The organism is Ensifer sp. 22521, assembly GCF_052044795.1.
Classification (GTDB): domain Bacteria; phylum Pseudomonadota; class Alphaproteobacteria; order Rhizobiales; family Rhizobiaceae; genus Ensifer.
Genome location: NZ_JBQENM010000020.1, coordinates 42,646 through 57,833, shown reverse-complemented (window position 1 = coordinate 57,833; position 15,188 = coordinate 42,646). Strand labels below are relative to the sequence as shown.

The following is a 15,188-nucleotide window of genomic DNA, read 5'->3' as shown; positions in this document are numbered from 1 at the left end:
TCACTCCCCGGATTTTGTTTTCTTCTCTCGCATCAGGATGCGGGCGGTCAGGATCAGAAGCAGCGAGGCGACAAGCACCAGCGTCGCGATCGCGTTGATCTCGGGCGTCACGCCGCGGCGGATCGAGGCGAAGACGTAGATCGGCAGGGTGGTTTTCGAGCCCGCGACGAAGAAGGCGATGATGAAATCGTCGAAGGAGAAGGTGAAGGCCAGAAGAAAGCCGGCGAGGATCGACGGCAGGATCTGCGGCAGCACGATCAGCCGGAAGGTGGTGAGCGGTGTCGCGTAAAGGTCGCTCGAAGCCTCGACGATATCGCGGCCGAGGCTGGCGATGCGGGCCTTCACGATCATCGTCACCAGCGCCATCGAGAACAGGCCGTGGGCGGCGATGATCGAGCCGTAGCCGAGGCCGAGCTGCGGCGGCTGATCGCCCGGCCAGATGGTGGCGAGCGCCGGATTGATGAAGGAGAAGACGGCGACCAACGCCACCAGCGTCGCGATGCCGATGACGACGCCGGGCACGACGATTGCCGCTGCAAAGAGCGCATCGAAGATCGCCCGGTTGCGCGGCGCCAGCCGCTCCATGCCAAAGGCCGCCATGGTGCCGAAGATCGCCGCAAGCGTGGCGCTGGTGAAGGCGATTAGCAGGCTGTTCTGCAAGGCCGAGACCAGGAAGGTGTTGCCCAGCGCCTTGCCGTACCAGGCGGTCGAAAACCCGGTGAACTCGCTGGCGTTACGCCCGGCGTTGAAGGAGAACAAGACGACGAGCGCGATCGGCGCGTAGAGGAAGAGATAGACGGAAGAGATAAAGGCGCGCATCAGACGAGATCCACCTGTCTTGTGCCGGCAACGCGGAAGGCAATGCGCATCGCCACCATCAGGATCACCACGACAACGGCAACGAGGGTGACGGCGATCGCCGAGCCGAAGGGCCAGTTGCGCGATTGCAGGAAGAGATCGACCAGTGCATTGCCGATGAAGAACACTTTGCCGCCGCCCAAGAGCTGCGGGATCAGGTATTCGCCAAGAAGCAGGATGGTCACCAGCGCGACACCGGTCATCACCCCTGGTAGCGACAAAGGCAGGGTGACGCCGAAGAAGGTCGAGACCGGCTTGGCGCCGAGATCGGCGGAGGCTTCGAGCAGCCGGCGGTCGAGTTTTTCGAGGCTCACATAAATCGGCATGATCATTAGCGGCAGGTAGCCGTAGACGATGCCGAGCAGCACGGCCCCGGGCGTGTTGAGCATCCTCACGTCCTCGATGCCGATCATCGACAAAAGGTTCGGGATGCCGCGCGAGCCAAGGATGTACATCCAGGCATAGGTGCGCACGAGCAGGCTGGTCCAGAAGGGTACGACCACCAGCGATACGAGGATCAGCCGGTAGCGCGGGTTCGCCTTGACCGCGAGATAATAGGCGACCGGATAGGCGATCAGCAGGCAGGCGAGCGCGCCGATCGGCGCGAGAACGAGCGTGTTCCAGAAGGCCGCCGCACGTGTCGGCAGGTTGGCGAACTGGGCAAAGGTGAAGGCCGCCTGATAGCCGCCTTCCGGTGCGCGTTCGCCGAAAGCGAAGACCAGCATGGCGATGAATGGCAGCACGAGGAAGATCATCAGCCAGGCCGCCGCCGGCGCCACCAGCGCCGCCGTCACCAGGTTTCTCTTCGTGTTCGTTGCCGCGGGCATAAAGGTCATCCGTTCGAGTTTCAGTCGTGTTTCGGTCTGCTTGGCGCGGTGAGGGAAAATGCCCCTCTTCTGTACACAGTGGGTAAGCGCCCCTCATCCGGCCTGCCGGCCACCTTCTCCCCGCTTGCGGGGCGAAGGACACTCGTGGCCCTCGCTCGGTCCCTCTCTTCCGACAGAATCAAGAGGGCAGGGAGCTCGCCGCTTGTTCCTTCTCCCCGCAAGCGGGGAGAAGGTGCCGGCAGGCGGATGAGGGGCAATTTCCAGGTTCAAGCCGACTTGAAGCGCGCCATCAGTTCGGCGCGGCCGGGGTCGGTCAGCGTCACGGCGGCGCCGAATTCGAGCGGGGTCAGCGATGCCTCGTCCGGATAGACGATCTTGTTGCCGGTCACGTCGGCCGGCAGCAGCTTCAGCACGCGGCTGTCGGTGGTCGGTGCGCCGTTGGCGATGTGCTCCTTCATGGCGTTTTCCGGCGCCATCAGATAGTTCAGCAGGGCATAGCCGGCGGCCTTGTTGGCGGCACTCTTCGGGATCGCGTAGAAATCCGACCAGATTTCACCACCGTCCTTGCCGAGCACGAACTGGATTTCCGGCATGTCGCGGTTGAGCTGGGCGCCGTCATTGGTCCAGCACATGGTCATCCAGGCATCGGTCGCGCGCATCGACGGCTGGTAGTCGCTGTTGATGGCGTAGAGATGCGGCTTCACCTTGATCAGCAGCTCCTCGGCCTTGGCTAGTTCGTCCGGCTTGATCGAGTTGAAGGAAAACCCAAGCGATACCAGCGCATTGCCGATGGTGGTGAGCTGGTAGTCGTGGACCATGGCGCGGCCGTCGGCCTCGGTCATGGCGATCTCGAAGAAGTCCTTCCAGCTGGTCACCGGCGTCTTGATCTTTCCGGAGTTGAGCGCGATGCCGGTTGTGCCCCAGTTCTTCGGCACGGCATAGGTCTTGCCGTCGACGACGCCTTCGTTTGTGAAGCGCGCCGTCTCGGTCGAGGCGTCGTAATTCGGCAGCTTCGACAGATCGAGCTCGTCGATGAGGCCGAGCTTCACATAGGTCGAGATCGTGTAGTTGGTGGGAACGAAGAGGTCCCAACCGGTGCCGCCGGCCTGGAGCTTCGCCAGCATTTCCTCGTTGGAGCCGAAGACATTGACCTCGACGGCGACGCCGGTCGCCGCCTGGAAGGCCTCGAAGGTCGCGGGGTCATGGTAGTTCGGCCAGGTGGCGATCGACATCTGCGTGCCGAGATCGCCGGCAAAGGCGGTGGAGTTGAAGAGGCCCGGCTGGTGCGCGAGAACTGCGGTCGCAAGCCCGAGGCCGGTGACGCCGAGGAAGTGGCGGCGCGTAACCGAGCCGCGCTTCAGGCGCATCAGTTCGTCCGAGAGCTGATCGGCGGTGATAGGGGCATTTTCTCTGTACCATTTGCTCATGACGCTGTTCCCTTTATCGTTTGACGTTCATGCGTAGGCGGCAGAACCGGCTTGGTGAGGCCGGGAGAGTTCAGGCTGGAAAGACGTGCAGCGCGTTCGGATCGAAGGCGAGGCCGACCTTTTCGCCGGGCTCCACCAGTTCGCTGTCGCCGAGCGTCCGACGGTCGGCCGTCACCAGGAAATCGCCGAGCCCGTCGACCGCGACGGAGTATTCGACGGCTGAGCCCAAAAAGATCCGGTGAGTGACGGTGCCGGCAAGCGCGTCTGCGCTGGCGGCGCCGTTGCGCGTCAGGCGGATCGCTTCGGGCCTGAGCGCCACCGTTGCCGCACCCTTCGTTCCATTGACGGCAGGGGTGGCGAAGCGGGCGCCGTTGGCAAGGACAAGCGACGAGGCGCCGTCGACGGTCGCATCGATGCGGTTGGTCTTGCCGACGAAATCGGCGACGAAGAGGCTTGCGGGACGATCGTAGATCTCCTGCGGCGGGCCGACCTGGACGATGCGGCCGGCATTCATGACGCAGACAAAATCGCTCATCGACAGCGCTTCTTCCTGATCGTGGGTGACGAGCACGAAGGTGATGCCGAGCTCGCGCTGCAGCGTCTGCAGCTCGATCTGCATGGCGGTGCGCAACTTCTTGTCGAGGGCCGCCAGCGGCTCGTCGAGCAAAAGCACCTTCGGCTTGTTGACGATGGCGCGGGCAAGCGCCACGCGCTGCTGCTGGCCGCCGGACATTTCATGGATGCGGCGTTTGCCGAAGCCGCCGAGCCGCACCATTTCCAGCGCCTCCTGGGCGCGGCGCGAAATCTCGGCGCCTGATATGCGCGGCCGCATCTGCCGGAGCCCGTAAGAGACGTTCTGCTCGACGTCGAGATGGGGAAACAGCGCATAGTGCTGGAACACCATGTTGACCGGGCGCCTGTAGGCGGCAACGCCGTTCATCGGCTCGCCGCTGATGAAGACCGTGCCCTCGCTCGGCTGCTCGAAGCCGCCGATCATGCGCAGGCAGGTGGTCTTGCCGCAGCCGGAAGGCCCGAGAAGCGCCATGAAGGCGCCACGCGGCACCTCGAGATTAATGTCCGATACGGCCGTCACGGCGCCATAACGTTTGGCAACCGAACGGAATTCGATGTCGTTCGTCGAAGCGGATGTCACGTCTGTTCCCTGCGGTTGTTTTCGGATGCAGCCAGGAATCTCCCGTCCTGGCACTCCACCGTCATTGATATGCAGCCTAGTCAGCGCGTACCCTGCCGGTATATACCCCGAGAGAGGTATTTCAACGCGGAATGCTCTGTGTGAGGAGTATACCCCGGAGCAGGAAATATCGGCCGGGAGGGCGGTTTGAGCGTCGATCTCGAGGGGCTTTTTCAGGTCATGGCACCGTTGGTGGCAGGTCCTGCGCTAGACGACGAGGCGGTCGGCACCGCCTATCGGCGGCTGATGTCGACGCTGATGACCTTCGACTATGTGGTCGTCTTTGCCTATCGCGGCAAGGAACGGCCGATCGATCTCTTCAGCACCTTCAACGCCAAGGATCATGTGCTTTTCGTCAGCCTCTACCAGGCGGGGCCCTATCTGCTTGACCCGTTCTACCATGCGGCGTCACAGGGCAAGCCGGGCATCTGGCGGATGCGGGAGCTTGCGCCCGATCGGTTCTTCTCCTCGGAATACTACCGCACCTACTATGTGCAGACCGGGCTTGCGGAGGAAGTCGGCTTCTTCGTGCCGGTCGACGAGCAGATCACCGTCGTGCTGTCGCTGATGCGGCGCGAGGCGACGGGGCCGTTCAGCGCCGCGGAATTCGCCCTGTTGAAGAAGGTCGAGCCGCTGGTCTCGGCACTGGTGCGCCATCATTGGGCGGGTCTCGGCCGACGGTTCGATGCGGCGCTGGCGAAAACCGGCCGCAGCCGCCGCAAGGCGACGCATCCACCGGCCGATGGCGTCTGGCAGCATCTCAATCTGACGGAGCGGGAATCCTCGATCATCGAACTGGTTCTGCAGGGCCATTCGTCGGAATCGATCGGCCTCAGGCTCGGCATCTCCACCGGTACGGTCAAGGTTCACCGCCGGAACGTCTACCGCAAGCTCGGCATTTCCTCGCAGACGCAGCTTCTCTCGCTTTATCTCCGCAATCTCGGCCAGTAAGAAGGGCTGAGCCGCAGGCCGGCGTTTTGGTCGGTCAGCGTGTCGGCGAGCCGCTGAGAATGCCTTGTTTGAGGTGCAGTGCACCCCGCTCTCCCTCATCCTCGCCCTTGTGGCGGGAATCCAGCGACCCGGCGTCTGCCGGGTCAAAAGTCCTTTCAGCCCAAAGACTTGCGCTGACTGGATTCCTGTGACGGGCACAGGAATCAGGAGGATTTGGCTTTCGTTCGTTTCCTCAGCTGCCGGCCCGCCCGTGGCAGCAGTTTAACCGACATTCCTATCGTCGATACGGATTGGTGCCGCTTTCGCCGACGACCGATGCATTCAAGCCTTCGCTACGGTTTTGTGCCGTTCCGGCCGGCGGCGATCATCGGGTCTCCGCCCCTGACACCCGCATCAAACACGCCCTAATCCACATCACTCCCCGCCGATCCACAAACTGTGATCGCGTCGCGCACGTTCTTGCTTGACATTTTTTGCACGCCATGAAATTTCTTTCATTAACGGATAAAAATATCACGCGATGCAAAAATTATCATGCAGCGCAACAAGGACCGGGTGGAGACAATGACGATTGGTGGGACAGGCATTCGTGACGACGAGACCAGCATGGCGACGCGGGCGGCCTGGCTGCACTATGCCGGCGGGCTGACCCAGGCCGAGGTCGCCAAGCGACTCGGCCTTACATCGCTCAAAGCCCACCGGCTGATCATGAAGGCCAACCAGGAAGGGCTGGTGAAGGTCTATATCGACGGCGAAGTCTCCGAATGCGTCGAACTCGAGCAGGCGCTTTCGGCCCGCTTTGGCCTCGACTATTGCGAGGTGGTGCCGGACTTCGATTCCGACGATCTGCCCCTGAAGGCGCTCGGCATTTCCGGCGCGCAGTTCCTGAAGCGCGAGATCGAGCGCGGCGAGACGGCACTGGTCGGCGTCGGCCACGGCCGCACGCTTGCCGCGTGCGTCGAATATCTGCCGCGCATGGCAAGCGGCAACACCCGCTTCGTGTCGCTGCTCGGCGGGCTCACCCGCAAGTTCTCGGCCAACCCGCATGACGTGATCCACCGGCTCGCCGAGCGCACCGGTGCGGAGGCCTATGTCATGCCGGTGCCGTTCTTCGCCAACACGGTCGAGGATCGCGACGTGCTCTTCAGCCAGCGTGGCGTGCGCGAGGTCTTCGATCTCGCCAAGACCGCCGACCTGCTGATGGTCGGCATCGGCACCGTCGAGCGAGAGGCGTCGCTGGTCTCGACCGGCATGATCGAGACGAGCGAGATCGAGGAGATCCAGAAGGGCGGGGCGATGGGTGAGCTGCTCGGCCACTTCTTCGACAAGGACGGCGCACCAGTCGAAACAGCGTTGTCCGACCGGACCTTCACGCTCAGCCGCGACGACCTGAAGAACCGCCGCACGGTTGCCGTGGCCGGCGGCAAGATCAAGGTGCCGGCCATTCGCGCCGTGCTCGCAAGCGGGCACCTGAGCGGCCTCATCACCGACGAGCGGACTGCACGGGCGCTTGCCGCTGAGAGCGCATGAGGCGCTGAACATTCGGGGCCATTGCGGAGGGCAGGGAGGATCTGCCGTCCAGGCCTTAAAGGGAGGAATACCGGTGGGGTAGCCGGCAGTCGCAATCATACCCGCAACGGAGGAGAAGACGAATGTACGAGAAGGAGAAGGACCTCATCAGCGCATTCCTGCGTGGGGAGGTGGACCGCCGTGGCATGCTCAAGGGATTGGGTGCCGCAGGCCTGACCGCCGGCACGGCCGGCACGTTGTTCAACATGATGTCGACCCAGGCGCTCGCCGCCGATTTCGACTGGAAGGCGCATTCCGGCAAGAAGCTGAAGCTGCTTTTGAACAAGCACCCTTACGCCGATGCGATGATCGCCAACCTGCAGGCCTTCAAGGATCTGACCGGCATCGAGGTCACCTATGACGTCTTTCCGGAAGACGTCTATTTCGACAAGGTGACGGCGGCGCTGTCGTCGGGCTCGGCCGAATACGACGCCTTCATGACCGGCGCCTACATGACCTGGACCTATGGCCCGGCCGGCTGGATCGCCGACCTCAACGAATGGATCAAGGATCCGACCAAGACCAATCCCAACTACAATTGGGACGATTTCCTCGCCGGCGTGAAGAACTCCTGCGCCTGGAACGGCCAGCCGGGCGGGGCGCTTGGGTCCGAAGACGCCAAGCAATGGTGCATTCCGTGGGCGTTCGAGCAGAACAACATCACCTATAACCGCGAGATGTTCGACAAGGCCGGCGTCGAATTGCCGAAGAACCTCGACGACATGATCGCGGTTGCGGCCAAGCTGCAGAAGGACATCGGCGGCATTTACGGCATCGGCGTGCGTGGTTCGCGCTCCTGGGCAACGATCCATCCGGGCTTCCTGTCGGGTTATGCCAACTTCAACCAGAAGGACCTGAACGTCGGCGCGGACGGCAAGCTGTCGGCGGCGATGAACACCGCGGAATCGAAGGCCTATCACGCCAAGTTCGTGCAGATGATCCAGGAAAGCGGCCCGAAGGACTGGTCGACCTATACCTGGTATCAGGTCGGCACCGACCTTGGCGCCGGCGCATCGGCGATGATCTTCGACGCCGATTGCCTGGGCTACTTCATGAACGGCGGCGACAACAAGATGGCTGGCAAGCTCGGCTATGCCGCCTTTGCCGCAAACCCGGAAGCGACAGCCTCGACGCCGAACATCTGGATCTGGTCGCTCGCCATGTCCAACTTCTCCAAGGACAAGGACGCCACCTGGTACTTCCTGCAATGGGCCTCCGGTCCGGAGCATGCGCTGTTCGGCGCCACCAAGATGGACTTCGTCGATCCGGTTCGCCAGTCGATCTGGAAGGACGAGATCTTCCGCGAGAAGCTGAACGGCAAGTATCCGGGTTACGTCGAAATGTTCGACGCCTCGGCCGCCGGCGCCTCCATCAAGTTCACGCCGCAGCCGCTGTTCTTCGACGTCACCACCGAATGGGCGGCGACGCTGCAGAAGATGGTCGCCAAGCAGGTGCCTGTCGATGAAGGTCTCGACCAGCTTGCAGAAAGCATCAACCGCCAGCTCCAAGAGGCGGGTCTCGGCTGATAGGCCTCCCAAGCGATGCCCGGCACTGACAAGTGCCGGGCATCCCGAGATGCCGGCTGAGCCGGCCTGTTGCGACCGGTTTGAGGTTGCACCGAAATCAACCCGAGATGCCGAGGGACTGGCGCGGCGCCTAAAGGCTCCCGCGTGCCGCGTGCTCTTTCAAGACTTCAGGAACGGAGCTCGACATGGCTTCAACAGAAACCCTCCGCAGACCGGCCTCCGGTTTCAGGATCAGCAGGAAGATGCTTCCCTATGTGCTGAGCCTGCCGGCGCTGCTCGTGTGCATCGGCATCCTCATCCCGTTTTTCACGGCGGTAATCTATTCCTTCCAGCGCTATCGGCTGAGCCAGCCCTGGGCGCGCCAGTTCAACTGGGGCGAAAACTATCTCAACTTCGTCACCGACCCGGCCTTCTGGAACACGCTCAAGGTGTCGCTGCTTTATGCCGGCATCACCGTGACGCTGGAACTGCTGCTCGGCCTTGGCATCGCGCTGCTGCTGCAGCGGCGCTCGACCATCAACAACTTCATCTCGATCATGCTGCTTCTGCCGCTGATGATCGCGCCGGCGCTGGCCGCGCTGATGTGGAAGCTGATGACCAATCCGAGCTTCGGCATTCTCAGCTATCTCGCAAGCCTCATCGGCCTGCATGACTTCCGCTGGGCGTCGTCGCCGGATACGGCACTCTTGACCGTCGTGCTCGTCGATATCTGGGTCTACACGCCCTTCATCATGATCCTGCTTCTGGCGGGTCTGCGCTCGCTGCCGACGCAGCCCTTCGAGGCGGCGGCCCTCGACGGCGTGCCGCGCAGCTTCGTCTTCTTCCGCATCACGCTTCCGATGCTGACGCCCTATATCCTGACGGCGACGCTGTTCCGGCTGCTCGACAGCATCCAGCAGTTCGACATCATCTATGCGATGACGCAAGGCGGACCCGGCAACACGCTCACCGTCTTCCAGGTCGAGGCCTATCTCAACTTCTTCCAGTCGACCAATGTCGGTCGTTCGGCAGCGCTTCTGATCATCCTGTGGGCGATCACCTACACGCTGTCCAACGTCTTCATCAAGAACTGGCTGCGGCTGCGCGAACGCGCTCGCGGCGAAGCTTAAGGGAGGGACCAATGGAAACCATGTCTCCGCTCGAACGGGTCTTGCGCGGTCTCGCCCTCACGCTCGTCGTCGTCTTCTTCATGTTCCCGATCTTCTGGATCTTCCTGATGTCGTTCCAGACGAACGAGACGATCCTCGCCATCCCACCGTCGATCGTGTTCTCGCCGACGCTCTCGAACTATGCGGCGCTGATCACCGGCAAGCTGCAGACGGCGGCCGGTACGCTCGACATCGCCTTCATGCGCAATCTCGGCAACTCGATCTTCCTGTCGGTCGCCTCCGTTGCCGTAGCGCTCGTGCTCGGCGTGCCCGCGGCCTATGCGTTTGCCCGCCACAAGTTCAAAGGTTCGGAGGACATCGCGTTTACGCTGCTGTCCTTCCGCTTCGCGCCGCCGCTCCTGGTGCTACTGCCGCTGACGCAGTATTTCCAGTGGCTCGGCCTCTCCAACACCTATTTCGGCCTGATCTGGGTCTACCAGCTCATCTGCCTGCCACTCATCCTCTGGATCGTGCGCGGCTACTTCGAGGATATCTCGGCCGACGTCGAATATGCCTATCGCATCGCCGGCCATTCTTGGTTTGCGACCTTCCGCAAGATCGCCCTGCCGCTCGCCGGACCCGGCATTGCCGCCGCCGGCCTGCTCGCCTTCATCTTCGCCTGGAACAACTTCGTCTTCGCGCTGGTGCTGGCGTCCGCCGACAAGCAGCCGGTGACGGTGGGCGCGCTCGCCTTCGTCACGTCCTCGGGCATCCAGTACGGGCAGATCGCCGCCGCCATCGTGCTCTCGGTCACGCCGACGCTCGCACTTGCACTCTACGCCCAGCGCTACCTCGTCGAAGGCCTGTCGCTCGGCGCGGTGAAAGGGTAACTCATGACCACGCTGCAACTGAAGAATATCGTCAAGCGCTACAAGAGCCAGACGGTTCTCGACGACCTGACGCTCGACGTCGCCGATGGCGAGCGGCTGGTGCTCTTCGGCCCTTCCGGTGCCGGCAAGACCGTGCTGCTGCGATTGGTCGCCGGCGTCATCGAGCCGGACGAGGGCAGGGTGCTGATCGGCGGCGAGGACATGACCGACGTCGATGCCGAGCATCGCGGTGTCGGCATGGCCTTCCAGAACTTTGCGCTCTTCCCGCACATGAGCGCCTTCGACAATATCGCAAGCCCGCTGACGGCGACGAAATCGTCGAAGGACAGGATCGCCGCCGGCGTGCAGAAGGTCGCGAAACTGCTGAAGATCGACCATGTGCTGAGCCATCACCCAAAGGCGCTTTCCAACGGCCAGAAGCAGCGGACCGCGCTTGCCCGCGCGCTCGTCGGCTCGCCGCCGCTTCTGCTGCTCGATGATCCCTTGCGCAACGTCGATGCAAAGCTCCGCTTCGAGATGCGGCTGGAACTGCCGCGGCTGCTCGCGGCGCAAGGCGCAACCGTCGTCTACGTCACCCAGGACTACAAGGAGGCGATGGCGCTCGGTGACCGCATCGCCGTCATGGCCGCTGGCCGCATCCGCCAGGTCGGAACGCCGCAGGAAATCTACAATGCGCCGGCTGATATCGAGATCGCGCGGCTCTTCGGCGATCCCACCATCAACCTGCTCGATGTCGTGCCGCAGCGTGGCGGCGGAGACGTCTTCGTCGAGCTCTCGAATGTCCGGGTGCGGCTCGGCGACTATGGCGCCGATGTCGTCGGCAGTCCGTGCGTTCTCGGGCTCAGGCCGGAGGCGATCAGTTTCGTCGATGCGGCAGCACCTGGCGCCATTCCCGTGACGGTAGAGGCGGAAACGCCGCTCAACGAAAAGACCGTGACGCTGGCACTGACCGCCCGCGGCCGCGAAATCCTGGTGTCGCGTCCAGCTGGTACGCCTGGTCCGGTCGCCGGCCCGGCCCATATTGCCGTCAATGGCGCGCAGGCCTTCCTCTTCGACAAGACGAGCGGCGCCCTGCTGCCGCGCGCCGACCTTGCAGCCAAGCGCAATGGAGAAGCGGCATGACCGACACCGCTCTTTTGATCAAGGACGTCGACAAGTTCTACGGCCCTGTCGATTACGGCGTGCATGCCGTGAAGAAGCTGAACATGGATGTTCAGAAGGGCGAGATCATCGCGCTGCTCGGCTCGTCCGGCTGCGGCAAGACCTCGACATTGCGGATGATCGCCGGCTTCGAGGCGGTCTCGCGTGGCACGATCTCGCTTGCCGGGCGCGAAGTGCAGACGTTTGCTCCGGTGCGCCGCAACGTCGCCATGGCGTTTGAGGGCTATTCGCTCTACCCGCCGCTGACGGTGCGCGAGAACATCGCCTTCGCGCTGAAGGCTTCGAAGCTTTCGCAGGGCGTCGTAGACGAGAAGGTGGCTGGTATCGCCAAGCTTCTGGAAATCGAGGACATTCTCGGCCGTTACCCGAGCTCGATCTCCGGCGGCCAGCAGCAGCGCGCCTCGCTTGGGCGGGCTCTCATCCGCGATGCCAGCCTGCATCTGCTCGACGAGCCGATGGGACAACTGGAGCCGCAGCTTCGCGCGCTGCTTCGCGGCCGCATCAAGCACTACATCAAGGAGCGCGGGCTGACGGCGATCCTCGTCACCCACGACCAGACCGAGGCCAACGCGCTCGCCGACCGCATCGCCGTCATGGAAGGCGGGGTGCTGCAGCAGTTCGACACCCCGCAGAAGATCAAGGAGCGGCCGGCCAATCTCTTCACCGGCACCTTCGTCGGCGAGCCGCCGATGAACGTCTTCGAGGCCAGCGTTTCGGGATCGGAGAGCAAAGTTGCCTTCGGCCTCAAGGATGGCGTGCGGCTCGAATATCCAGCCTCGGACTTCTCGCATGCGGTGCGTGATGCGCTGGTTCAGCGGCAGAAGGTGGTGCTCGGCATCCGGCCCTATTCGGTGCGCCGCAGCGCCGACGGCGTCACCGGCCGCGTGGCCGTCAACCAATGGCTGGGTGACCAGACCCATATCGCCGCGGATTTTGCCGGCGGCACCATGGTGCTGGTCGAGCACGACCGGACGGAGCTTGATGTCGGCCAGCCGATCGGTATCCATCTCGACCCGTCGAGCCTGCATGTCTTCGACGGCGAAAGCGGCCGGGCGATCAGCCATGGACAGGAGCTCGCCTGATGCGGGATATCCTCATCGGCATAGATGCGGGGACGTCGGTCATCAAATCGGTGGCCTTCGACCTGCGCGGTCGGCAGATCGCCATGGCGGCCCTGCCGAACGCCTATGAGGCCGTGGGCCGCGCCGGCAGCGTGCAGGATCTCGACCGCACCTGGGCCGATGCGGCCGCGACGCTCAAGCAGCTCTCCGACAAGATCGAAAACCTCCCTGGCCGTGTTGCCGCGATCGCGGTGACCGGTCAGGGGGATGGCACCTGGATGATCGACAGGGCAGGCGAGCCCGTTGGCAAGGGCTGGCTCTGGCTTGATGCGCGCGCCGGCGAGACGGTGGAGCGGCTACGCGCCGACAGCGGTGATATCGCCCGCTTTCTAAGCACCGGCGTGGGGCTCGCCGCCTGCCAGCAGGGCCCGCAGCTTCGCTGGATGCACGACCATGCGCCCGACATGTTGAACGGCGTCGCAACGACGTTCCATTGCAAGGACTGGCTCTATTTCAGGCTGACCGGCAAGCGGGCGACCGACCCATCCGAGGCCAATTTCAGCTTCGGCAATTTCCGCACCCGCAGCTACAACGACGACGTCATCGCCTTCCTCGGCCTCGAAAAGCTGAAGCATGTGCTGCCCGAGATCGTCGATGGTGCCTCGACCCATCACCTGCTTTCGGCCGAAGCCGCTCGCATCACGGGGCTCACCGAAGGCACGCCTGTTGTGCTCGGTTACGTCGATGTGGTCTGCACCGCGCTCGGTGCCGGCCTCTATGATCCCGGCACCGATACTGGCTGCTCGATCATCGGTTCGACCGGCATGCATATGCGACTGGCCAACGGTGCCGACGATGTGCGCCTCAACCGCGACTTGACCGGCTACACCATGTGCATGCCGATCCCGGGCACCTATGCGCAGATGCAGTCGAATATGGCAGCGACGCTCAACATCGACTGGATCCTGTCGGTGGCATCCGGGCTGCTCAAGGGCATGGGCGTCGAAAAATCGAAGGACGAACTGCTTTCCCATGTCGACGGCTGGCTTGCGGACGCCAAGGACACGCCGCTGATCTTCCAGCCCTATATCTCGGAGGCGGGCGAGCGCGGGCCTTTCGTCGACGCCTCGGCCCGCGCCTCCTTCGTCGGCCTCTCGATCACCCACGGTTTCGGCGACATGGTGAAGGCGGTCTTTGACGGGCTCGCCATGGCGGCGCGCGATTGCTACGCGGAAATGGGGCCGCTGCCGGCGCGCATCCAGCTGACGGGTGGTGCTGCCCGCAGCGCCTCGCTCCGCCGCATCCTCGGAGCGGCGCTCGGCGCCAGCGTCCAGACGAGCGAACGGGAAGAGGCGGGTGCTGCCGGTGCTGCCATGATCGCCGCCGTCTCGCTCGGCATCTATCCCTCGATGGCCGATTGCCTCGGCGATTGGGTCACCCCCTACCAACGACCGGCGGAAGCCGCCGATCCGGTGCTTAGCTGTCGCTTTGACGAACTCTTCCCCGCCTACCAGCAGTCGCGAACAGCGCTCAGACCCGTCTGGCACGCACTCTCCCAAGGTGTTGACGCCGGAAATCAACAGGAAAGACCGAAATGAAGAAGATAGCCATTATCGGCGACCGGTTCATGCTGCCGGACGTCTTCCGCGACAAGATCGTCGAGGCGACCGGCAACGGCCATGACATCCGCACGCTCGAACTGCCCTGGCCCGATGTGCCGATGGAGCACGGCTATGCCGTCGAAGGCATGGACGGGCTGAAGGAATACCTCGGCAAGCCCGAGGACATCGTCGAATTCATCGGTGACGCGGAAATCCTGGTGACGCAGCTGGCGCCGCTGTCGCGAGGGATGCTTGCGGCACTGCCCGGCCTCAAGCTCGTCGCGGTCTCGCGCGGCGGACCTGTGAATATCGACATGGGTGCGGCGCGCGACGCAGGTGTGCGCGTCGTCAACACGCCCGGCCGCAATGCGAGCGCCGTTGCCGAATTCACGCTCGGCGCGATCCTCGCCGAGACGCGGCTGATCCGCACCGGGCATGAGGCGCTGCGCAAGGGCGAATGGCGCGGCGATCTCTATCGCGCCGACCGCACCGGCCGCGAACTCTGCGAAATGACCGTTGGCGTCATCGGTTACGGCAATATCGGCACGAAGGTCGTGCGTCTGCTGCGCGCCTTCGGCACCAAGGTGCTGGTGCACGACCCCTATGTGCAGCTTTCGGCGGACGACCTCAATGCTGGCGTCGAGCAGGTCTCGCTCGACGATCTTCTGTCCTGCTCGGACCTCGTGACGCTGCATCCCCGCGTCACGGAGGAGACGCGCAATATGATGAACGCCGAGACCTTCGCCAAGATGAAGCCGGGCGCGATCTTCGTGAACACGGCGCGTGGCCCGCTCTGCGACTACGACGCGCTCTATGAAAACCTGCTGAGCGGCCATCTCTCGGCGGCGATGCTGGAGACCTTCGCCGTGGAGCCGGTACCGGAGGATTGGCCGCTGCTGCAACTCCCCAATGTGACGCTGACGCCGCATATCGCCGGCGCCTCGGTGCGCACCGTGACCTTTGCCGCCGAAATGGCGGCCGAGGAAGTCCGCCGCTACATCGCCGGCCTGCCGCCGGTTCATCCCTGCTGAGGTGAC

Annotated in this window: 13 protein-coding genes; 9 read left to right on the top strand and 4 right to left on the bottom strand. The window is 63.6% G+C overall.

Annotated features, from left to right (window positions below; translation table 11 throughout):
• The 4 genes from ACTJKE_RS25930 to ACTJKE_RS25915 form a co-directional block, all read right to left on the bottom strand.
• Nucleotides 1-819 (bottom strand): ABC transporter permease, encoded by an 819-nt coding sequence (locus tag ACTJKE_RS25930; protein WP_440692890.1) that lies wholly within the window; start codon nt 817-819, stop codon nt 1-3.
• A complete protein-coding gene (locus ACTJKE_RS25925) occupies nt 819-1,685 on the bottom strand; it encodes an ABC transporter permease (protein WP_058321833.1) in 867 nt (288 codons plus the stop codon). Before ACTJKE_RS25925 ends, ACTJKE_RS25930 begins: the two co-directional genes overlap by 1 nt.
• 266 nt (nt 1,686-1,951) lie before the next feature.
• Entirely contained in the window at nt 1,952-3,112 is a 1,161-nt protein-coding gene (locus ACTJKE_RS25920) for a polyamine ABC transporter substrate-binding protein (RefSeq protein WP_440692888.1), read from the bottom strand.
• 70 nt (nt 3,113-3,182) lie between these two features.
• Complete coding sequence (locus tag ACTJKE_RS25915) at nt 3,183-4,265, bottom strand: ABC transporter ATP-binding protein (RefSeq protein ID WP_110878442.1); 1,083 nt, start codon at nt 4,263-4,265, stop codon at nt 3,183-3,185.
• Between the two features lie 219 nt (nt 4,266-4,484).
• Between ACTJKE_RS25915 and ACTJKE_RS25910 the strand changes: the two genes are divergently transcribed.
• The 9 genes from ACTJKE_RS25910 (at nt 4,485) to ACTJKE_RS25870 (ending at nt 15,182) form a co-directional block, all read left to right on the top strand.
• The gene (locus ACTJKE_RS25910) at nt 4,485-5,255 is read left to right on the top strand and encodes a helix-turn-helix transcriptional regulator (RefSeq protein WP_440692941.1); all 771 of its coding nucleotides are present in this window, start codon (nt 4,485-4,487) and stop codon (nt 5,253-5,255) included.
• Nucleotides 5,256-5,819: 564 nt separating this feature from the next.
• Complete coding sequence (locus ACTJKE_RS25905; protein ID WP_057254368.1) at nt 5,820-6,785, top strand: sugar-binding transcriptional regulator; 966 nt, start codon at nt 5,820-5,822, stop codon at nt 6,783-6,785.
• A 122-nt stretch (nt 6,786-6,907) separates the two neighbouring features.
• Nucleotides 6,908-8,350 (top strand): extracellular solute-binding protein, encoded by a 1,443-nt coding sequence (locus tag ACTJKE_RS25900; RefSeq protein ID WP_440692886.1) that lies wholly within the window; start codon nt 6,908-6,910, stop codon nt 8,348-8,350.
• A 185-nt stretch (nt 8,351-8,535) separates the two neighbouring features.
• Nucleotides 8,536-9,459, top strand: coding sequence for a carbohydrate ABC transporter permease (locus ACTJKE_RS25895; RefSeq protein ID WP_113514449.1), 924 nt, complete (start codon nt 8,536-8,538; stop codon nt 9,457-9,459).
• Nucleotides 9,460-9,470: 11 nt separating this feature from the next.
• Complete coding sequence (locus ACTJKE_RS25890; protein ID WP_057253349.1) at nt 9,471-10,328, top strand: carbohydrate ABC transporter permease; 858 nt, start codon at nt 9,471-9,473, stop codon at nt 10,326-10,328.
• Between the two features lie 3 nt (nt 10,329-10,331).
• Nucleotides 10,332-11,450, top strand: coding sequence for an ABC transporter ATP-binding protein (locus ACTJKE_RS25885; RefSeq protein ID WP_113514447.1), 1,119 nt, complete (start codon nt 10,332-10,334; stop codon nt 11,448-11,450).
• Complete coding sequence (locus ACTJKE_RS25880; protein ID WP_113514445.1) at nt 11,447-12,571, top strand: ABC transporter ATP-binding protein; 1,125 nt, start codon at nt 11,447-11,449, stop codon at nt 12,569-12,571. The genes ACTJKE_RS25885 and ACTJKE_RS25880 overlap by 4 nt, the downstream gene beginning before the upstream one ends.
• Nucleotides 12,571-14,148 carry an FGGY-family carbohydrate kinase gene (locus tag ACTJKE_RS25875; protein ID WP_440692883.1) on the top strand — a complete coding sequence of 526 codons (1,578 nt, stop codon included), beginning with the start codon at nt 12,571-12,573 and terminating at the stop codon, nt 14,146-14,148. Before ACTJKE_RS25880 ends, ACTJKE_RS25875 begins: the two co-directional genes overlap by 1 nt.
• Nucleotides 14,145-15,182: a 2-hydroxyacid dehydrogenase gene (locus ACTJKE_RS25870; protein WP_440692881.1), complete on the top strand. Its 1,038-nt coding sequence runs from the start codon at nt 14,145-14,147 to the stop codon at nt 15,180-15,182. The genes ACTJKE_RS25875 and ACTJKE_RS25870 overlap by 4 nt, the downstream gene beginning before the upstream one ends.
• The last annotated feature ends 6 nt before the right edge of the window (nt 15,183-15,188 follow it).